General features: G+C 51.9%; 18 protein-coding genes. All 18 read right to left on the bottom strand.

Going from position 1 to position 19,874, the window contains the following annotated elements:
- Positions 1-22: 22 nt before the first annotated feature.
- The gene (hisC, locus tag NQ534_RS16310; protein ID WP_006864540.1) at positions 23-1,078 is read right to left on the bottom strand and encodes a histidinol-phosphate transaminase; all 1,056 of its coding nucleotides are present in this window, start codon (positions 1,076-1,078) and stop codon (positions 23-25) included.
- A 246-nt stretch (positions 1,079-1,324) separates the two neighbouring features.
- Complete coding sequence (locus NQ534_RS16305) at positions 1,325-2,512, bottom strand: pyridoxal phosphate-dependent aminotransferase (RefSeq protein ID WP_006864541.1); 1,188 nt, start codon at positions 2,510-2,512, stop codon at positions 1,325-1,327.
- A gap of 4 nt (positions 2,513-2,516) precedes the next feature.
- Positions 2,517-3,416 carry a DUF2156 domain-containing protein gene (locus tag NQ534_RS16300; RefSeq protein WP_006864542.1) on the bottom strand — a complete coding sequence of 300 codons (900 nt, stop codon included), beginning with the start codon at positions 3,414-3,416 and terminating at the stop codon, positions 2,517-2,519.
- A gap of 78 nt (positions 3,417-3,494) precedes the next feature.
- Positions 3,495-5,237, bottom strand: coding sequence for an ABC transporter ATP-binding protein (locus tag NQ534_RS16295; protein ID WP_006864543.1), 1,743 nt, complete (start codon positions 5,235-5,237; stop codon positions 3,495-3,497).
- 6 nt (positions 5,238-5,243) lie between these two features.
- Positions 5,244-6,590: a phosphoglucosamine mutase gene (gene glmM / locus NQ534_RS16290; RefSeq protein WP_074680266.1), complete on the bottom strand. Its 1,347-nt coding sequence runs from the start codon at positions 6,588-6,590 to the stop codon at positions 5,244-5,246.
- A gap of 130 nt (positions 6,591-6,720) precedes the next feature.
- Positions 6,721-7,278 carry an elongation factor P gene (gene efp, locus NQ534_RS16285; RefSeq protein ID WP_006864545.1) on the bottom strand — a complete coding sequence of 186 codons (558 nt, stop codon included), beginning with the start codon at positions 7,276-7,278 and terminating at the stop codon, positions 6,721-6,723.
- Between the two features lie 95 nt (positions 7,279-7,373).
- The gene (locus tag NQ534_RS16280; protein WP_006864546.1) at positions 7,374-8,441 is read right to left on the bottom strand and encodes a M24 family metallopeptidase; all 1,068 of its coding nucleotides are present in this window, start codon (positions 8,439-8,441) and stop codon (positions 7,374-7,376) included.
- On the bottom strand, positions 8,431-8,937 hold the full coding sequence (locus tag NQ534_RS16275; RefSeq protein ID WP_006864547.1) for a shikimate kinase: 507 nt from the start codon (positions 8,935-8,937) through the stop codon (positions 8,431-8,433). Before NQ534_RS16275 ends, NQ534_RS16280 begins: the two co-directional genes overlap by 11 nt.
- Positions 8,934-9,440, bottom strand: a complete 507-nt coding sequence (locus NQ534_RS16270; protein ID WP_006864548.1) for a YqeG family HAD IIIA-type phosphatase — start codon at positions 9,438-9,440, stop codon at positions 8,934-8,936. Before NQ534_RS16270 ends, NQ534_RS16275 begins: the two co-directional genes overlap by 4 nt.
- Positions 9,441-9,555: 115 nt before the next feature.
- Positions 9,556-14,148 (bottom strand): PolC-type DNA polymerase III, encoded by a 4,593-nt coding sequence (locus NQ534_RS16265; protein ID WP_006864549.1) that lies wholly within the window; start codon positions 14,146-14,148, stop codon positions 9,556-9,558.
- Positions 14,149-14,150: 2 nt separating this feature from the next.
- Complete coding sequence (gene ispG, locus NQ534_RS16260; protein ID WP_006864550.1) at positions 14,151-15,206, bottom strand: flavodoxin-dependent (E)-4-hydroxy-3-methylbut-2-enyl-diphosphate synthase; 1,056 nt, start codon at positions 15,204-15,206, stop codon at positions 14,151-14,153.
- A gap of 117 nt (positions 15,207-15,323) precedes the next feature.
- Positions 15,324-16,103 (bottom strand): EFR1 family ferrodoxin, encoded by a 780-nt coding sequence (locus NQ534_RS16255; RefSeq protein ID WP_006864551.1) that lies wholly within the window; start codon positions 16,101-16,103, stop codon positions 15,324-15,326.
- Between the two features lie 559 nt (positions 16,104-16,662).
- Positions 16,663-17,202 (bottom strand): hypothetical protein, encoded by a 540-nt coding sequence (locus NQ534_RS16250; protein ID WP_006864554.1) that lies wholly within the window; start codon positions 17,200-17,202, stop codon positions 16,663-16,665.
- A gap of 24 nt (positions 17,203-17,226) precedes the next feature.
- A complete protein-coding gene (locus NQ534_RS16245; RefSeq protein WP_050778394.1) occupies positions 17,227-17,595 on the bottom strand; it encodes a DUF4145 domain-containing protein in 369 nt (122 codons plus the stop codon).
- 147 nt (positions 17,596-17,742) lie between these two features.
- Positions 17,743-19,017: a site-specific integrase gene (locus NQ534_RS16240; protein ID WP_006864556.1), complete on the bottom strand. Its 1,275-nt coding sequence runs from the start codon at positions 19,015-19,017 to the stop codon at positions 17,743-17,745.
- Complete coding sequence (locus tag NQ534_RS16235) at positions 19,018-19,227, bottom strand: helix-turn-helix domain-containing protein (RefSeq protein WP_006864557.1); 210 nt, start codon at positions 19,225-19,227, stop codon at positions 19,018-19,020.
- Positions 19,224-19,469: an excisionase gene (locus NQ534_RS16230; RefSeq protein ID WP_006864558.1), complete on the bottom strand. Its 246-nt coding sequence runs from the start codon at positions 19,467-19,469 to the stop codon at positions 19,224-19,226. Before NQ534_RS16230 ends, NQ534_RS16235 begins: the two co-directional genes overlap by 4 nt.
- 100 nt (positions 19,470-19,569) lie before the next feature.
- Positions 19,570-19,797 (bottom strand): excisionase, encoded by a 228-nt coding sequence (locus NQ534_RS16225; protein WP_006864559.1) that lies wholly within the window; start codon positions 19,795-19,797, stop codon positions 19,570-19,572.
- Positions 19,798-19,874 lie beyond the last annotated feature (77 nt).

Genomic DNA, 19,874 nt, shown 5'->3' with positions numbered 1-19,874 from the left:
ACCGCCGCACACTCCCGCCGGATTATTTCATATACGCTCTCAGAAACGTAATCAGCGCATCCATCTGCTCATCGGTTCCGATGGTGATGCGCAGATAATTGTCGATGCGCGGCTTTGCAAAGTAGCGCACAAATATATGCTTTTCCCGCAGCGCCTCAAACAGAGCCTTCGCCGGATAGTCCGGGTGCGTCACAAACAGGAAATTCGCCTTTGAATCCCCGAACTGAAAGCCCAGCGCCGCCAGCTCTTTTTTCGTGCGCTCCCGTGTCGCGATAATTTTTGCCGTGGTCTCCCGGAAATATGCGTCATCCTTCAGCACCTCCGCGCCAAGCGCAAGACTGGGACGATTCATCGTGTAGGAATTGAAGGAATATTTTGCATCGTTCAGATATTTTATCAGCGCAGGGCTGCCGAAAGCATAGCCGATGCGCAGCCCGGCAAGCGAGCGCGCCTTCGAGAATGTCTGCACCACCAGCAGATTGTCGTATTTCTCAATCAGCTCCAGCGCGGACTTTGCCCCGAAATCTATGTATGCTTCATCAACGATTACCACAACATCCTCATTATGCTGCAGAATATCTTCAATATCTGCAAGCGGCAGCTCCACACCGGTCGGCGCATTGGGATTCGGGAACACGACGCCGCCGTTTTCTTTGTAGTAGTCCTCTTTTACAATCTCAAACCTGTCGTTTAATGGCTGGCACTCATACGGAATATGAAACAGCCCCGCCCAGACATCGTAAAAGGAATATGTGATATCCGGAAACAGCACCGGTTTTTTGCTGTTGAAAAATGTAAGGAACGCCATCGCCAGCACATCGTCCGAGCCGACGCCCACAAACACCTGCTCTTTTGCCAGCCCGTAGCAGGCGGCAAGCCCCTCCACCAGCGCATCCGCCGCCGGAGCCGGATACAGACGCAGCTCTTCTGCGCACAGCTCTTTTATTTTCGCCTGTACGCCCGGCGCGGGCGGATACGGATTTTCATTTGTGTTCAGTTTTATCATATCCGCAAAATCCGGCTGCTCCCCCGGCGTGTAAGGGATTACCCTGCGGACGTTCTCTTCCCATTTTTTCATAATTTACTCCTCTGTTTTCTGATGACTCAGATGTTTTTGCGACGAAATCCAACCGTCTATGTCTGCCGCAGACACGTCGATTTTTTGATTTTGCTGCGCCGCCTATTGGCAGCAATTTTGCCTCCATAGAAGCTGGTCGGCTAAAATTGCTGCCGCTATGCTCGCAAAATCTGCAAAATCTTCCTATCGTCTGCGGCAGACATAGACGGCAGGCTTCCTGTGCAGAATCATTTGCCCATCTTAAGCTTATAAGCCGTATTCTTTGGCTAGCATGTCAAATTTCGGCAGCGCGTTTACGATGGTCTCGTAGGAGACGCAGTACGCCAGCCGGACGTACCCCGGACACTCGAAGGAGGAACCCGGCACCAGCAGCAGATGGTATTTCTTTGCCGCCTCACAGAAGGCTTTTTCGTCCTCCACAGGGGATTTTACAAACAGGTAGAATGCGCCCTCCGGCTTGATGCAGGAGAAGCCCGCCTCAGTAAGACCCCTGTAGAGCGTTTCGCGGTTGCGGTTATAATAAGCGACATCCACCTGCGCATCCAGGCATTTTGCGATCACGCGCTGGAACAGTGACGGTGCATTGACGTAGCCGAGAATGCGGTTCGCCACATTCGCCGCCCCGATAATCTGCCCGCTTTCATCGGCTTCGTCCGGAATCACCAGGTAGCCGATGCGCTCACCCGGCAGGGAGAGCGATTTGCTGAAGGAATAGCCGACGATGGTATTGTGGTAATATTTCGTAAGGTAAGGCACAAATACGCCGTCATATGCCAGCTCGCGGTACGGCTCGTCGGAAATCAGATAAATGCTGATGCCGAATTCCTTTTCCTTCGCGCAGAGAATTTCTGCCATGCGCACAATCGTCTCTTCCGAGTACACAACGCCGGTCGGGTTGTTCGGCGTATTGACAATCACCGCTTTTGTCTTCGGCGTAATCATCTGCGCAAATTTTTCCAGATTCGGCTGGAAGGTGGCGGTATCCGGCTCCACCGCTTTCAGAATGCCGTCGTAGTTGGAAACATACGAACGATATTCTCCAAAATACGGTGCGAAGGTGAGTACCTCGTCGCCCGGATTTAAAAGCGTCTTAAAAATTACATTCAGTCCGCCCGCCGCGCCTACTGTCATGAGAATATTGTTCTCCGAGAAGCTGGTCGCGAATCGTTTGTTCAGAGAAGCAGCGATTGCCGCGCGCACATCCTCGTAGCCGGAATTGCTCATGTAGCCGTGCACCATCAGTGAATCTTCCTCATTGATAATCTCTTCAATCGCCGCCTTCACCTCCGCCGGCGCCGGAACGTTCGGATTGCCGAGGCTGAAGTCGTAAACATTCTCCGCCCCGACCTGCGCCGCCATCTGCTTTCCTTCCTCAAACATCGCCCGGATTGCCGAGCTGTTTTTTGTCATTTGTATCATTTTTTCTGAAATCATGTTTTTACCTCTCCTTTATGGTTACGGTTCCTTTCTCCACCAGGAATGCCGGGTGATAGGACAGCTTCGCCTGCCGCAGTCCCTCCTCGCCCAGGTCCTCCTCCCGGTTTACGTAAGTATATCCCGCTGCCTCGTGGCGGACAAATTCGCGGTTTATCATAGGATATGCGCCCTCCACCTCAGAAAATGCCTTTTCAATATGCACAACCATCGTATCGTCGCACACCGGTTCCCCGATGGAAAACGCCACCACCTCGCCGTTTACGCGCAGCAGACCGCCGCGCAGCTCCAGCTCCTTGAACAGCCGCAGGGAATTTAAGGTCACACACATCTCTGCCGACTTTTCCGGGTCCTCCTCGCAGCCATTCATGCGCCGCCAGGTGAGCGCCATCTGGAAGCAGTCCTCCACATTAGCGTCGCTGATCGGCTCATATTTCCACTCCGGGTACAGCCGCTCAAATTTATTAATATGGTTCTTCTTTCCATGATACTTTTTTCCGGAAAGATTTGCAAGCTTTTCCGTCTCGTAAACGTAATCCGCCGCGTCGCGGTCGTAGGAAATCTCAAACATGCCCGGATAAAGCTCCTCCAGGCGCGCAAATTTTTCCGGTGTCACCAGTCCGAGGATAAATCTTTGTCCGCGCTCACGGCAGTATTCCAGCAGCGCGTCTATCGCAGGCTTTACGCCCTCCTCTTTTCCCACCGGATAATCGAAAAACACACGGTCCTCCGAGCCGCGGAAAATCAGCATATCCTCCACGATGGCATAATCTACTTTGTAATATACGGACCAGAGATAAATATTTGCAAACGTCATTTCGCAGCTTCTTGTTTTCTGCTGCGCAAGATAACGGTTGATCAGCTCCCGGTCCTTCATTTCCACTTTTTTAAATACAATGTCCATTCTATATCCTTTTCCTTTGCTCCTTCAGATAGGCTCCGCTACTGTTCACTCCGTTCACAGTAACCTTCGCTGATCCATTCAGGCTTCCGCCTCCGACATCCGGTACAGCCGGCTGTAGATTCCGCCCTTTGCCAGCAGCTCCTCATGGGTTCCCTGCTCCTCGATGCCTTTTTCCGTCATCACCAGAATTTTTCCGGCGTTGCGGATGGTCGTCAGCCGGTGCGCGATCACAAACGTGGTGCGCCCCTTCGCCAGCTTTTCCAGCGATTCCTGGATGATCTTCTCGCTCTCATTATCGAGCGCGGAGGTCGCCTCGTCAAAAATAAGTATGGGCGGATTTTTCAAAAATACTCGTGCAATCGAAAGGCGCTGCTTCTGCCCGCCGGAGAGCTTCACACCCCGCTGTCCGATGTCCGTCTCGTAGCCGTCCGGCAGCTCCATGATAAACTCGTGGGCGTTCGCCATTTTCGCCGCCGCGATAACCTCCTCGTCGGAGGCGTCCGGTCTGCCGTAGCGGATGTTCTCCATCACATTTTCCGCAAACAGATAAACGTCCTGCTGCACGATGCCGATGTGGTCGCGCAGGCTTTTCAGCTTAATTTGTCGGATGTCGGTGCCGTCCAGCAGGATGCGCCCGCTATCCACATCGTAGAAACGCGGAATCAGACTGCAGAGCGTCGTCTTTCCGCCGCCGGAGCTTCCGGCAATCGCGATGTATTCCCCGGCATCCACCTTCAGATTAATATGGTTGAGCACCGTCTCCAGATTTTCCTCGTAACGGAAGGTGACATCCTCAAACACGATCTCGCCCTTCACATCAGTAAGCTCGACAGCATCCGGCGCGTCCGCGATATCCGGCTCCACCGCCAGAATCTCCAGGAAACGCTCGTAGCCGCTGTAGCCGTTCTGGAACTGCTCGGTAAAGTTAATCAGCTTCTTTATCGGCTCCGTGCAGTTGTTCACATACAGAAGGAAGGTAATCAAATCGGTGCTGTCAATCGAGCCGTCCGAAATCAGAACAGCGCCCGCCACAATCACGCCGACCGTAACCAGCGTCGTCAGCGCGCCCAGCCCGGAATTGTAGGCTCCCATATAGCGGTAGCTGATGCGCTTGCTGTCCACGAAGCGCTGATTGCCCTTTCCGAATTTCTCCATTTCCACATCCTCGTTCGCGAACGATTTTACAACGCGGATGCCGGAGAGGCTGTCCTCAATCTGGCTGTTGATATCGGCGATGCGGGCGCGGTTCTCCTTGAACGCGCGCTTCATTTTCCTGTTCAGATAAAAGGCGTAAAGCGCCATCAGCGGCACGAAGGCAAACATCACCAGCGCCAGCGTCGAATTGATGGACATCAATATGGCGAACGAGCCGACAAATTTCATCAGAGAAATTACGATGTCCTCCGGACCGTGGTGCAGCAGCTCGCTGATATCAAACAGGTCGCTGGTAATACGCGACAGAAGCTGTCCGACCTTCTGATTGTCGTAGAAAGCAAAGGAGAGCTTCTGATAATGCCCGAAAATTTCGTTGCGCATATCGCGCTCGATGGAAGCGCCCATGATGTGTCCGTAATAACCGATGTAAAAATTGCAGAAGCACTCCAGAAGCACCAGCGCCAGCATCAGCGCCGCCAGCTTTAAGATGGCGGGAAGCACCTCCTGCGCCGGGAGAAAAACAACGGTGCCGGTAATATAGCGTACAATCAGGGGGATGACGAGTGTCACGCCAGCCCCCAGAATTGCAAAAAACATATCAGACAGAAACAGTCCAAGATACGGTCTGTAGTACCGCACTAATTTTTTCCATTTATGTTGTTCCATACCGGATTACTCCACTACCAGACCCTGCCTTGTCAGCACATCGATTACCTGGTTCACGTATTTTTCGCAGGTTTTCTGCTCCGGCGCCTCTACCATGACGCGCAGCACCGGTTCCGTTCCGCTCTCGCGCACCAGGATGCGTCCCTCGTCGCCGAGCGCCTTCTCCACGGAAGCGATCGCCGCAACCACCGCCTCGTTTTCGCGCGCCTCCTGCTTGTCGAACACGCGCACATTTTTCAGAAGCTGCGGATAAATCGTTACCTCCCCAGCCATTTTGCCGAGGCTCATCTTCTTTTCCGTCATCGCCTCCATCACCATCAGAGAGGTGAGGATGCCGTCGCCGGTGGTGGCGTGCTTGCTGAAGATGATGTGTCCCGACTGCTCGCCGCCCAGACAGTGTCCGTTCTTCATCATATTTTCGTAAACATATTTATCGCCGACCTTCGTCTTTTCATACGAAATACCCTCGCGGTCCAGCGCCTTGTAAAGCCCGAAATTGGACATGACTGTGGTCACAATGGTATTGTTTTTCAGTCTGCCGTTCTCCTTCAGATATTTTCCGCAGACATACATGATAAGGTCGCCGTCCACCACATTGCCGTCCTCATCGACCGCGATGCAGCGGTCCGCGTCGCCGTCGTAGGCAAAACCGACATCCAGCTTTTTCTCGCGCACCAGCGCCTGCAGCGCCTCAATGTGGGTGGAACCGCAATTTGTATTGATATTAACGCCGTCCGGCTCGTTGTGGATGACATAGGTCTTTGCGCCGAGGGCATCAAACACGCTCTTGGCGATTGCGGAGGAGCTGCCGTTCGCGCAGTCCAGTCCAATGCGGTATTTTTTGAAGGAGCGCGTCGCCAGGGAAATCAGATAACCGATGTAACGGTTTCTGCCCGCCACATAATCGATGGTGCGGCCAATGTGTTCTCTGGTCGCAAAGGGGATTTCCTCCAGTTCCCCGTCGATATACTGCTCGATCATATCCTCAACCCCGGCGTCCATCTTGTGACCGCTGCGGTTGATCAGCTTGATACCGTTGTCGTAGAAAGGATTGTGGCTGGCGGAAATCATGATGCCGCAATCAAACTCCTCTGTGCGCACCACGTAGGACACGCTGGGTGTGGTGGTAACGTGAAGCAGGTAAGCGTCCGCGCCGGAAGCGGTGAGCCCCGCCACCAGGGAATACTCAAACATATAGCTGCTTCTTCTGGTGTCCTTTCCGATAACGATATTCGCCTTGTGGTCTCTTCCGAAGTACCATCCCAGGAAACGACCCACCTTATAGGCGTGCTCCACCGTCAGATTCACATTTGCTTCCCCGCGGAAGCCGTCGGTTCCAAAATATTTTCCCATAATAATCTCCTTTTAATGAATATGGCGATAGATTCGCTTTTGTGCAACCTATCGCCCTTTTTATACTGACATCGTCACAATATGATGCACCGTTTTCTGCGCGCTGCGCACTTCCGGAATCCCGGAAGCATCATACTCTGGACAGATATTCTCCCGTGCGGGTATCGATCTTGATCTTGTCCCCCTGGTTTACAAACAGCGGCACATAAACCGTAGCGCCTGTCTCCACCACTGCCGGCTTGGTCGCGCCCTGCGCGGTGTCGCCCTTGAAGCCCGGCTCTGTATCCGTGATCTCCAGTTCTACAAACAGAGGCGGCTCTACCGCAAATACGTTGCCGTTGTAGGAGCATACCTTAACCATTTCATTTTCTTTTACAAACTTCAGCGCGTCGCCGATATCCTCCTGGCTGAGCGCGATCTGGTCGTAAGTCTCCACGTTCATAAAGTGGAACAGATCTCCGTCTGAATACAGATACTGCATATCTACACGCTCAATACGTGCCTGCGGGAATTTTTCTGTCGGGCGGAAGGTTTTTTCTACAACGCCGCCGTTGATAATATTTTTCAGCTTTGTTCTGACAAATGCAGCGCCCTTTCCCGGTTTTACATGCTGGAATTCTACAATCTGGTATACATTTCCCTCAATTTCCAGTGTTACGCCATTTCTAAAATCTCCTGCTGATATCATGCAAATTTTCCTCCTTCGATTAACAGGTATGGAACATATACATTCCCATAATTAAAAGTATTGTATAATAAAACTGTCTGCATTTCAACAGTTTTTTATAATTCAATCAATTCTTTCGGAGAATGCGCCAGATTGCGGCACTTTCCTTCCGTCACCACGACCATATCCTCAATGCGCACGCCGCCGAAGCCCGGCACGTAGATTCCCGGCTCCACCGTCTCGATCATATTAGGCTGAAGCACGACCTCGCAGGTTCTGGACAGGCGCGGCTCCTCGTGGATATAAAGCCCGACGCTGTGTCCGAGACCGTGTCCGAAGCAGTCGCCGTAGCCCGCTTTTGTGATAATGTCTCTGGATACCTTATCAACGTCACAGCCGCGCACGCCGCTTCTGCACGCCTCCAGCCCGGCAAGCTGTGCCTCCAGCACGATGCCGTAGATCTCCTTCTGCTTCTCATTTGCCTTCCCCACCACAACGGTTCTTGTCATATCCGAGCAGTAACCGTTGTACAGGCAGCCGAAATCCATTGTCACAAAGTCGCCCGGCTCAATCTTTTTGTTGGACGGCATTGCATGCGGCATCGCAGAATTTACGCCAGAAGCGACGATTGTCTCAAAGCTTAAATTCTCCGCCCCGTGTGTTTTCATGAAATATTCCAGCTCTGCTGCCGCCTCCAGCTCCGTCATGCCCGGCTTTAACACCTCCAGCATGTGGGAGAACGCCATATCGCCGATTTCCTCCGCCTTTGCCAGATAAACAAGCTCCTGCTCCGTCTTGACGCTGCGCAGCAGATCGAGACTGTCGCCGAGCGGCGTGGTCAGCTTTCCTTTGCACGCTTCCTGCAGCCTGCTGTAGGAGCTGTAAAGCAGATACTGGTCCTCAAAGCCGACCTTTTCCGCTCCGTCCTGCTCCATCAGACCGTTTAAAAGCTCCCCGTAGTTGCGCTCCGCTCCGGGGTCCACCACTTCAAAGTCCGGTGCTTCCTCCTTCGCCATCGTTGTGTAGCGGGAATCGGTCGCCAGCACGCGGCGCTTTGCGGAAATATACAGATAGCCTGTCGCTCCGCGGAAGCCGCTCAGGTAACGCATATTGGCGCCGTCCGATACGACAACGGCGTCGATATTTTTTTCTTTCATTACATCATACACTTTTTCATAAAACATAATCCTCTATCTCCTTTATGATATTTTTGACGCTTTTCTTATCGGTTGCGACCAGAAGCTGCGCCGCCTCCAGGTAGAACGCCTCCCGCTGCTGCATGAGCGTCTCGATTTTTTCCCGCAGATCGCCGCCTGCCAGCTTCGGCCGGGTGGTATCTCCCCGCAGCCGTCCCACAAGCGTCTCCACCTGCGCCTGCAGATAGACGACGGTGCCAAGCTTTCGCAGAAGCTCCCGGTTTTCCCGGCGCACCGGCAGTCCGCCGCCCACGGAGATCACCAGGCGCTGCTCCTCCGTCTGAAGCTGATGCAGCATATCCGTTTCCAGGTCGCGGAAATAAGCTTCCCCGTACTGCGCGAAAATATCGTTGATTTTCTTCTTCTGCTGCGCTTCAATGCGCTCGTCGGTGTCGGCAAAGGTAAGCTGCATATCTCTGGCAAGCGCCTGTCCGACGCTGGTCTTTCCCGCTCCCATAAAGCCAATCAGAATAATGTGGTTCATTCCCCGTTCCTCTTTTTCCTTGCGTAAAAATACAGCACAATCCGCTCCAGATAGCGTTTGAGTACAATCTGTATCTCCTCCTTCGGATGGATTGGCTTTACCAGAATGCTTTTCATACCGGCGCGCCGCGCACCGTAAACGTCCGTAAAAAGCTGGTCGCCCACAAACAGCGTGTTCTGCGCCGTTGTTCCCATGCGCTCCATCGCCTTCTGATAGCCCTTTACGGAGGGCTTGTGCGCATTTTCAATATAATATGCCTGCACCGCCTCCGCAAACGGCTGCACGCGCGGAAGCTGGTTGTTGGAGATCAGGCAGTATTTCAGCCCGATTGCACGCAGCTTTTCAAAAAACGCTATCGCGCGCGCATCCGCCGGCGCCCCGTGCGGCACCAGCGTATTGTCGATATCAAACAGCACTCCGCGGTAGCCGCGCGCATACCATTCTTCAAAATCGATGGTGTATGCGGAATCCACATACGCATCCGGGTAAAATTTTTCTAACATATTCTACCACCTGTTCCTCTTTAATGTCAAATATGGTTAAGATGAAATATACGATCCATGACGCCTTCGGATTTTTTCGCGCAAGCGTGAAACACATGACCTTTCGACCCTGGCGTCAGTCAAATAATGATAACTGGTTTGTCTCCGGCAAATCGCCGAGCAGTCCCAGATCGGACATGACGTCGATGACGCTCTTCGGCACCTTTGTGCGCTGCCAGAAGTCATCCTTCGACAGGAAGGGGCCGTCCTTGACCGCCTCCACGACCGCCTCCGCCGCCTTGTCGCCCAGACCGTCGATGCTGCACAGCGACGGCATCAGCTTTCCGTCGACAATCTGGAAGCGGCTGGCATCCGCCTTATTGATATCGATGGGGACAAATTCGAAGCCGCGTGCGTACATTTCCTGTACGCTCTTCATATCCTTGTAGGTATCCTGTTCTTTTTTCGTCAATGAGTCGTAATTTTTCTTGTATTCCTTCATGTGCGCCAGCAGCCGCTCATGTCCGAGACACATCAGCTCGTAGTTGAATGCCGAGGCGCGGATGCTGAAGTACGCCGCGTAGTAAGCAAGCGGATAGTACACCTTGCAGTAGGCGATGCGGTACGCCATCATGACATACGCCGCCGCGTGCGCCTTCGGGAACATGTACTTAATCTTTTTACACGACCAGATGTACCAGTCCGGCACATCGTGCTCCTTCATTTCTTTCTCCCACTCCGGCTTTAAGCCCTTGCCCTTACGCACGCTTTCCATAATCGTAAACGACAGCTCGCTGTCCAGCCCCATCCGGATAAGGTACGTCATGATATCGTCGCGCGTACAGATGGCGGTAGAAATCGTCGCCTTGCCCTCCTGGATAAGTGTCTGCGCGTTGCCCAGCCACACGTCCGTCCCGTGCGAAAGCCCGGAAATACGGACAAGGTCGGAAAAGCTCTGCGGCTTTGTATCCTGAAGCATCTGGATAACAAATTCGGTTCCAAACTCCGGAATACCCAGAGAACCGAGCGGGCAGCCGAGAATCTCCTCCGGCGTGACGCCGAGCGCCTCCGTGCTCTGGAAAAGCGACATGACGCTCTTATCATCCAGCGGAATATCCTGCGCGTGCAGTCCGGTCAGATCCTCCAGCATACGGATCATCGTCGGATCATCGTGTCCGAGAATATCCAGCTTTAAAAGGTTGTGGTCGATGGAGTGATAATCAAAATGCGTTGTGATGATATCCGTCTCCGTATCGTTCGCCGGGTGCTGGATGGGCGTGAAGGAATAAATCTCCTCTCCGTGCGGCAGCACGATGATACCTCCCGGATGCTGTCCGGTGGTGCGGCGCACGCCCACGCAGCCCTCCACAATGCGGTTAATCTCGCAGGTGCGCTTGCGCTGCCCGTGCTCCTCGTAATATTTTTTCACATAGCCGAACGCCGTCTTATCCGCCAGCGTGCCGACCGTCCCGGCGCGGAAGGTGTGTCCCTCGCCGAAAATAACCTCGGTGTAGCGGTGGGCGTTACCCTGATAATCGCCGGAGAAATTAAGGTCAATATCAGGCTCCTTGTTTCCCTTAAAGCCCAGGAAGGTCTCAAAGGGAATATCAAAGCCCTCCTTGCGCAGCGGCGCGCCGCACACCGGACAGTTTTTATCCGGCATATCGCACCCGGCGCGTCCGGAGTACGCCTTCACCTCGTCAGAATCAAAATCGTAATAGTGGCAGTCCTCGCAGTAATAGTGCGGGCTCAGCGGATTTACCTCGGTGATTCCCGCCATCGTCGCCACAAAGGAGGAACCGACGGAGCCGCGGGAGCCGACCAGATAGCCGTCCGCGTTCGACTTCCACACCAGCTTCTGGGCGATGATATACATAACGGCAAATCCGTTGGAAATAATGGAGTTCAGCTCGCGCTCCAGCCGCTCGGTAACGATCGGAGGCAGCTTCTCGCCGTAAATCTGATGCGCGCGGTTGTAGCAGATGGTGCGCAGCGTCTTGTCCGAATCCGGAATGACCGGCGGACATTTATCCGGGCGCACAGGCGAAATCTTCTCGCACATATCGGCGATTTTGTTGGTGTTTGTAATGACGACCTCCTCCGCCTTCTCGCTGCCCAGATAAGCAAACTCTTTGAGCATTTCCTCCGTCGTGCGCAGAAACAGGGGCGCCTGCTCGTCGGCGTCCTTAAAGCCCTTGCCCGCCATGATGATGCGGCGGTAAATCTCATCCTCCGGATTTAAGAAATGCACGTCGCAGGTCGCCACCACCGGCTTGTTAAACTGCTCGCCCAGCCGGACGATTTTCCGGTTCAGTTCTCTTAAATCCTCCTCGGAATTGATATCGTTATCCTCCTTCAGCAGGAAGGCGTTATTTCCGATGGGCTGGATTTCCAGATAATCGTAAAAGTCAACGATCCGGGCAATCTCCGGCTCGCTCTTCCCCTCCAGCACCGCCCGGAACAGCTCGCCCGCCTCGCAGGCGGAGCCGACGATCAGCCCCTCCCGGTACTGGTTTAAGGCACTCTTCGGGATGCGCGGCCGCCGGTTGTAATACTGCAGATGCGAAAACGAAACCAGCCGGTAAAGATTTACCCGCCCGACGTCGTTCTTCGCCAGAATAATCACATGGTAGGTGGGCAGCTTCTTGATCTGGTCCAGCGACGCGCTTCCCAGCTCGTTGACCTGATCGAAGGTATCCGCCCCCTGCAGTTTCAGCATTTCCATAAATTTCAGATAAATACCTGCCGTACACTCGGCGTCGTCCACCGCCCGGTGATGGTGCTGAAGCTGCACATGCAGCGCCTTCGCCACCGTGTCCAGCTTAAAGCGGTTAAGCTGAGGCAGCAGCACGCGGGCAAGCGCCACTGTATCCACGTAGGTAAAATCGCGCCACAGACCAAGCCGCCTCATGTTTTCCTCGATAAAGCTGACGTCAAAGGAGGCGTTGTGCGCCGCCAGCACCGCGTCGCCGACAAAATCCAGAAACTCCGGCAGCACCTGCTCGATGGTCGGCGCATCCATCACCATGTTGTCATTGATGCTGGTGAGCTGCTCGATGCGGAACGGAATCGGCACCTGCGGGTTTACAAAGGTTGAAAAACGGTCGGTAATCTCACCGTTTTCCACCTTCACCGCGCCGATCTCGATAATGCGGTTCTGCGTCGGACTAAAGCCGGTCGTCTCCAGGTCGAACACCACGCAGGTGCTCTCAATCGCCTGATTTTTGGAATTTGTGACAAGCTTTTGCAGGTCATCGACCAGATAACCCTCCACCCCATATAACACCTTGAAGGGATGGGAGATTTTCTTTAATTCGTCCTTCGTCACCTCCGGATGGTCCTCCTTGTAGGCATCCCGGTAAGCGCGGTCAATGTCCTCGATGACGTGATTGGCGTCCGGGAACGCCTGCACTGCCCCGTGGTCCGTGATGGCAATCGCCGGATGTCCCCATTTATACGCCTGTTTCACGATATCCTTCACCTCGGAAACACCATCCATATCACTCATCTTTGTGTGGCAGTGCAGCTCCACCCGTTTCTGCGGATACGTATCTGTGCGACCCACGCGGAAATCCGCCGCCTTTTTGATGCCCGTCACCGAGCCGATACCAAGCTGGCTGTCGAACCGGTCAATATTGGTGACGCCCTTCACCTTGACGAACGCGCCCTTCTTCAGCGTATCGCCGAGCGCCTTCGCCTGCTCCGCCTGCAAAAACAGTTTTACCACGATCGTGTCAGTAAAATCCGTCACCTCCAGAATCATGAGGAATTTTTCGTTGCGCAGCTCGCGCATTTCCTGCGCACGGATCTGTCCGCGGATGACTACCTCGCCCATTTCATGCTCAATGCTGCTGATGGGAATCGGCTCGTCCTCAAAGTCCCGTCCGTATATAACATCGGGATTGTCCGACTGGCGCAGCGGTCGGCGGTATTCGCTCCTGCGTGTAAAGCCGCCGCGACCGCCGTCCCTGCCGTACTCTCTGCCGCCATTGCCCTTCTGCGGCGCGCCGCCCTGTGCGCCTTTTGCAAATTGCCCTTCTGCCGGCTTCTTTGCCTGCGGTGCGCCTGCCGTCTGCGCCTGTGCGCGCGGCTGCGCCGCCGGTTCGTCGCCGATCATCAGCTCGTCCGCCTCCGCCGCCTGCTTATTTTTGCGCACGCGGTCGGCAATCGCCTGCACCTCCTGCTCGATCATAAGGTCGCTGTTCTGGCGCGCGCGGCTCTCCTTCGGCTCCTTTTCCTCCAGCGTAATCTTCAGGGAAAGCCCGCAGCGCTCGCAGAACACCTTTTCCAGAATGCGGATCAGCTCCTCCGCCTTTCCATGCGCGATGACCGATTTTTCAATCGTCATATGCATACTGTCAGGCGCTGGGAAATCGCACTCGGCATGGCGCAGCAGGTTGTACTCGAACATGCTGTAGTTGCGCAGCTCCAGCAGAATGCTGTCTTTGTACAGCGGGAACAGATTCTGCGCCGTATACTGCCCCGAAAGGTGAAATTTTTCAATAATCTTCACCGTAATCGGACTGCCGTCAAAGCACTGGTCGCAGATTGCCTGCTCAATCTCGTAAATAAATTTTTTATGTATCCAGACCTCGCTGACAATAAATACGCGCAGAAAGTCCTTCGCAGAAGTAACGGTCACTTTCGCAACCGTTACCTTTGTCAGCAGATCATTTACCTCATCTTTTACCTTCAATCCCGGAAAAACTTCCGTGAAAGCTCTCTCCATTCTTATTTCTCCCAATTCAAAAGCTCTTCGCGAAGCGCGCCCAGAAGCTCACTCTCCGGCAGCTTCTTCACCACTTCGCCCTTTTTGATCAGCAGACCTTCGCCCTTGCCGCCGGCAATGCCGATGTCCGCCTCTCTTGCCTCTCCCGGTCCGTTCACCACGCAGCCCATCACCGCTACCTTGATGTCCAGCGGGATGTCCGCCACCATGTTTTCCACCTGGTTCGCCAGCCCGATAAGGTCGATGCTGGTGCGCCCGCAGGTCGGGCAGGAAACCACCTCGATGCCGCCCTTTCTCAGCCCCAGGGTGCGCAGGATCAGCTTTGCGGATTTGATTTCCTCTGCCGGGTCGCCCGTCAGGGAAACGCGGATGGTATCGCCGATGCCCTGCGACAAAATCAGCCCCAGACCGATGGCGGATTTGATGTTGCCGGACAGCAGCGTGCCCGCCTCCGTGATGCCCACATGCAGCGGATAGTTTGTTTTTTCGGCAATCAGTTCATGCGCACGCACGCACATCATGACGTCCGAGGATTTGATGCTGATGACCAGGTTATCGTACCCCTGTTCCTCAATCATATGCACCTTATCCAGGGCGCTCTCCACAAGCCCCTCCGCCGTCACGCCGTGGTATTTTGCCACCAGCTCTTTTTCCAGCGAGCCGCTGTTCACGCCCACCCGGATCGGTACCTGACGCTCCCGCGCGGCGTCCACAACTGCGCGCACGCGGTCCGCTCCGCCGATATTGCCCGGATTGATGCGGATTTTATCCGCCCCGTTCTCGATCGCCGCAATCGCCATCCGGTAATCAAAATGGATGTCGGCAACCAGCGGAATGGATATCTGCTTTTTGATCTCCGCCACCGCCTTCGCCGCCTCCGGCGTCGGCACCGTGCAGCGGATAATCTCGCAGCCCGCCGCCTCCAGGCGCCTGATCTGCGCCACCGTCGCCTGCACATCCTCCGTTTTCGTATTCGTCATGGACTGTATCCGTATCGGATTGCCGCCGCCAATGGCACAATCCCCAATCTTCACTACTTTTGTATGGTCTCTGTACATTTGTCTCCGTCCTTTCCTTCACATCCACTGCGGCGCTTATCCGCACCTAACGTTTCACAAAACCCTACCGTTTTCTATTAGAATATCATAATTCCGCCGCTGCAACAAGGAAAACCATCATATATTGTTTTTCTCTTCCTGTTCCATGAAATTCTTTGGGAACACATAGCGCGGCAGTCCCCTGGAATGCTTTCCGTACTCGATTGCCTCTGCCGGGCAGCGGCAGATACAGGCCATGCAATGTGTGCACCGGTTTTTCCATACCGGTCTGCCGTCCCTCAGACGGATGTTTTTCGTCGGGCACAGCTTCACGCATTGCCCGCAGGAAATACAGGCGTCTGTCGCGCAAAATTTCTTCGCATGAACAAACATCGGATAAAAAACATCGTTCACAATGCCGCTGCTTATGCGGTCCATCGGGGTTATCTTCGGCTCTGGAAACGACCTGCATTCACAGATTGCCGCGGCAGCCGCAGCGATCGCGCCCTGCGCCGCCCGGATTGTTTTTTCCGCCTCGTCCCGCGTCGGCGTAGAAAACAGCGCAATATAATTTTCCGGCATAACAACCTCCATGCAGCCCCGATACTGCAAACGCTTCTCTGCACAAAGCTTTTTGAGGTACTGTCCGGCATTGCCGATATTTCCGCCGCAGGTCATCACAAAATAGATTTCCCTGCTCCCGCGAAGCTCTGTCTTTGCGATCCAGTCTGCCACCAGACGCGGAATGCGCCACGCATAGGTCGGCGTGACAACCACCCACGGCTGTTTTGAATCCAGCGATGCGTAATCTCCGCTGCGAATTTTCTGAAAAAGATTTAATACGCCGTCACCGGTCGCCGCAGCGATTCTCTTTGCGACGTATTCACTGTTTCCTGTTCCGGAAAAATATAAAATCATACCTTTGTCTCTCCTTTTGAATGTTAATCAGCCGAATTTTAATAATTATTTTCATTGTAACGCAAAATACGCCGGCACGCCACTACATTTAAAAAAATACCGCGCGGTGTGCGCAGCAAAGGAAATTTAACCCTTTGGATCAGGCTTGCCAGATCTATCAGCTCGTCACAAATGCAGGTGAGGGCCGCATTCAAAAAGCGCTTTCCTCCGGGGAGCCGTCTGCGATACCTGACTACGGAAACGGCAGCACGCTGACGATCTGGGAAATTCCTTTTTCCGCCTGTAATCCCAGACATATCTTTCATTTTTGCCGTGGCAGACAAATAATACTTTTATCATAAACAAAAATCCTTCTAAAATGCTGTATTCTGCCCCGTTTTGCCGCGATTTGCTGATTATAAATTTTGCTCCGAGACTGTTAAATTTGTCACAGAATAAGCAAAATGCGGCAAATCGGGGCAAGTTGAGGACATGAAACGTAGTAAGAATCGGGGTGTTTTACTACTGAAGTTATTAGCAATCATTTTGTCAAATGTGAAATGTTCAACGCATGTTTATACTATTGATACTCTTTCATTGCCTCTATCAATCTCTCTAATGATTGAATTGCATAACACGTTTGTGAATAATCTGAATCAGAATCTTTTGGTACATCTTCACTTTCCCGCAATGATATTTCTGTTTCAAATGCCTTTAGTTCATCCCCTACAATACCAATTGCCTCCTGTATTTTCTCTTTAGAATCGAGATTTTCTTGTCTATAAACAATAACATCACCACTTACATAATCCTTAATTATAGTTTGTAATTCGCAAAGATCCTTTTGGGCTTTTTCTTTACATTTTTTCAGATGTAATAATATTTGCTCATTATCATTCACAAGAATATTTTTGAACATCTCTAAAAACTCAAACGGTTTAGGTGCCTGATACTTTTCTACTTTAAAATCAATATACTCCAAATTATGGAGGAAAAGATATTGGGTCATATAATAAAATGCATTAACAAATCTTTTTTGCGGATTTTTTTCATCGTTTGGGTTATACGTTTTGTCACACTCACCCGGATTGCCACAAAAAAGTTCAATTGGAATATACATCCCCTGCGGAACCTCTAAATTAAGTCACATATTATTTATGGAATCCGATACTTTCCCGGACAAAATGTCAATTTCATGTGCCGCTTTATTTCTAATTTTCCGAATACAATCCAAAGTCTTTCGTTCATGCTCAGATATTAATCCCATATAGTATGCAAGGGTAATTTTTGCGCTGAATGTTGAGAGTGTTGCATTTCCTCCCTCAAAAATATCATCATCCGTATTCTTTTCTTGTAACAATATATTTTTTATTAGCTTTTCAAGCTGTGTATCCAACGTGGCAGCGCATATTATAATCGTAGAACGCATACTTTTTTCCTGCAACTCGCGTTGCACAGCCTGCATCCACATATTAAATTCATCCACAAAATTTCCCATTGACACTTCAATCATCTCTCCTTCAGAACTTGCTTTCTTCACATCGCTTATTATAGCAGGATTTCGGCTTTATCGCTACCTGCTTTTTATCCTCAAATTAAAAGCTCCACTAAAGCACATTGTATCTGTACCTTAGCAGAGCGCCACTGTGTTCTTTCTATATTAAATTGCCCGGAACATTTTCTGCGAAACCGGATTCTCTCCCTTAACCTTCTCCAGTTCTTTTCTGGCATCCGCCAGTTCTTCCATCCGCTTCAATTCGTCCGCAGCATCCTCCAGGCCAAGATGCGTGTAGGTATTCAGCGTCACGCCAATGTCAGAATGCCCCATTAGGTATTGGAGCGTCTTTGGATTCATGCCGGACTTCGCCATGTTGCTGCAATAGGTATGGCGGCAGACATGGGGAGTAATGTTCGGCATCTGCACCCGGCAAATATCATTATACCGCTTGACCATGTGGTTGAATCGATGTTCCCAATGCATCGCCACCAGCGGCATTCCGTCCTTATCCGTGAAAAGGAATCCTGTATGCCCGTCCACGATTTTCTCAAGCCTCGGTGCCTCCCTGTCCTCAATGATCGCCTGAAAGCAGCGGAACACATCATCCGTCATGGGCAGCTTCCTCGTTCCGGCGTTTGTCTTTGTCGCTTCAATCACATACTTCATTTCAGATGTTCTGAGCAACTGGTGGTCGATATTGATAATTCGGTTCTCCAGATCAATGTCCTTAAGCGTCAGACCGCAAAATTCCGAAATTCGCATCCCGGTATGGAACAGAATGTAGACCACCTCATAATACTTACAGTAAACATTATCATCATGGATGAATTTCAGGAACTTCCTCATTTGCTCTTTGGTAATGGCCTCTCTTGTCACACTGTCGTTGACAATTACTGTAGCCAGTTCAAAACCGAACGGATTCTTGTGCAGCACATCATCATCTACAGCCATCTGGAAAGCCGGCCGCAGCACGCCTCTGATGGAATGAATGGAACTATAGCCTTTGCCTTCACTCTGCAGCTTTATCAAGAACAGTTTTGCGTCCGATACCTTTACCTGGGATATTTTCTTTTCACCGAAAGACTCCTTTTCCAAAGTGCGCTGCACGGTTCTGTAGCCTGCGCGGGTACTATCCCTTACTCCTGTTTTGGTTCGGATATATCGCTCCACCAATTCTGTCACTGTTATGTTCTTTCCAACAGGGTCTAACTGCGAATCGAGATCATAGCCGATCTGCTTTTCCAATTCACGCAGGGAAAGGCACGGCTTCTTTCCGGACGGAAGTTTATCCGTAGGTTCCAACCGCCAACTGTACACAAAATGAGGCTTTCCGTTGATGTGATATTTAAACTGGTATTTTCCGTCTGCACGGATGGATTCTCCACAGCGGAGAACCCTATGCTTGGAATCCCGCCGGTTGCCTGGTCTCTTTGCCATTTATGTCCGCCTCCTCAACTCCGGATGTTTCTCCAGATATTTTGCAAATTCAGTACGGATGATCAGCCTGCGGCTGCCGTACATCGCCATGAAAGGCTTATCCTTTCCCTCTTGCAGAAGTTTGTAGAATTTCCTCCTGCTGAGTCTGAAATATACAATCGCCTCCTCCTGATTCAGAACATCCTTCTGCCCGGCTGATGGTTTCTTCATTCTGCGTCTTCCTCCTTTCCCATCGTCAATGCATCCATGTATTTTTCAAATTTCTTACGGACAATCAGATAACGGTTCCCTAAAAAAACAGCATAGAAGCCAGTATTCTCTTCCGCCATCCTTCTCATATTTTTGATTCCAATATTGAAATATTCCGACGCCTCTTTTATCGTCAGCATATACTTTTCGTTAATCGGAATTTCGGTTTTTCCGCTGTCTGCCATCCGGTTTGTTTCCTTCATGTCATGGCCTCCTTTTCCCGGTTTTCCGACCTTTTTCGGTCATGACATATATCACTCTAAAACCCCGGAAAGTCAACTACCCACGGCAAATAAAGGGAAATCAGACCGCAGAAGATTCTTCGATAAATTTCTCAAATTTTGTGCGTATTATGAGATAGCGGTTTCCGCTGTAAACCGCAAACCGACCGAGGTTGTCCTCCGCCAGACGCCGCATCTTTTTCACACCGATGCTGAAATATTCCGATGCCTCTTTTATGGTCAGCATATATTTTTCATTAACCGGCACTGTCGTTTTGCCGCTTTCTGCAACAGAATGTTTATTTGCCATGTGACCACCTCCTCAACATACGGAGATTCGGAGGGCATTTTGAGGGGGTATAAAATCTATTTCCTAAGTTGATATCC

This window comes from Marvinbryantia formatexigens DSM 14469, assembly GCF_025148285.1.
Lineage (GTDB): Bacteria > Bacillota > Clostridia > Lachnospirales > Lachnospiraceae > Marvinbryantia > Marvinbryantia formatexigens.
The sequence above is the reverse complement of the archived record's forward strand: the minus strand, read 5'-3'. Positions and strand labels throughout refer to the sequence as shown.

Excerpts from the sequence above, each read along its gene's own strand:
- NQ534_RS16250 (WP_006864554.1), bottom strand. The coding sequence starts at position 17,202 with ATGTATATTCCAATTGAACTTTTTTGTGGCAATCCGGGTGAGTGTGAC.
- NQ534_RS16275 (WP_006864547.1), bottom strand. The coding sequence starts at position 8,937 with ATGAACCACATTATTCTGATTGGCTTTATGGGAGCGGGAAAGACCAGC.
- NQ534_RS16265 (WP_006864549.1), bottom strand. The coding sequence starts at position 14,148 with ATGGAGAGAGCTTTCACGGAAGTTTTTCCGGGATTGAAGGTAAAAGAT.
- NQ534_RS16255 (WP_006864551.1), bottom strand. The coding sequence starts at position 16,103 with ATGATTTTATATTTTTCCGGAACAGGAAACAGTGAATACGTCGCAAAG.
- NQ534_RS16305 (WP_006864541.1), bottom strand. The coding sequence starts at position 2,512 with ATGATTTCAGAAAAAATGATACAAATGACAAAAAACAGCTCGGCAATC.
- NQ534_RS16300 (WP_006864542.1), bottom strand. The coding sequence starts at position 3,416 with ATGGACATTGTATTTAAAAAAGTGGAAATGAAGGACCGGGAGCTGATC.
- ispG (WP_006864550.1), bottom strand. The coding sequence starts at position 15,206 with ATGTACAGAGACCATACAAAAGTAGTGAAGATTGGGGATTGTGCCATT.
- NQ534_RS16235 (WP_006864557.1), bottom strand. The coding sequence starts at position 19,227 with ATGAAGAAACCATCAGCCGGGCAGAAGGATGTTCTGAATCAGGAGGAG.
- glmM (WP_074680266.1), bottom strand. The coding sequence starts at position 6,590 with ATGGGAAAATATTTTGGAACCGACGGCTTCCGCGGGGAAGCAAATGTG.
- NQ534_RS16295 (WP_006864543.1), bottom strand. The coding sequence starts at position 5,237 with ATGGAACAACATAAATGGAAAAAATTAGTGCGGTACTACAGACCGTAT.
- NQ534_RS16225 (WP_006864559.1), bottom strand. The coding sequence starts at position 19,797 with ATGGCAAATAAACATTCTGTTGCAGAAAGCGGCAAAACGACAGTGCCG.
- hisC (WP_006864540.1), bottom strand. The coding sequence starts at position 1,078 with ATGAAAAAATGGGAAGAGAACGTCCGCAGGGTAATCCCTTACACGCCG.
- efp (WP_006864545.1), bottom strand. The coding sequence starts at position 7,278 with ATGATATCAGCAGGAGATTTTAGAAATGGCGTAACACTGGAAATTGAG.
- NQ534_RS16245 (WP_050778394.1), bottom strand. The coding sequence starts at position 17,595 with ATGATTGAAGTGTCAATGGGAAATTTTGTGGATGAATTTAATATGTGG.
- NQ534_RS16240 (WP_006864556.1), bottom strand. The coding sequence starts at position 19,017 with ATGGCAAAGAGACCAGGCAACCGGCGGGATTCCAAGCATAGGGTTCTC.
- NQ534_RS16270 (WP_006864548.1), bottom strand. The coding sequence starts at position 9,440 with ATGTTAGAAAAATTTTACCCGGATGCGTATGTGGATTCCGCATACACC.
- NQ534_RS16280 (WP_006864546.1), bottom strand. The coding sequence starts at position 8,441 with ATGTTTTATGAAAAAGTGTATGATGTAATGAAAGAAAAAAATATCGAC.
- NQ534_RS16230 (WP_006864558.1), bottom strand. The coding sequence starts at position 19,469 with ATGAAGGAAACAAACCGGATGGCAGACAGCGGAAAAACCGAAATTCCG.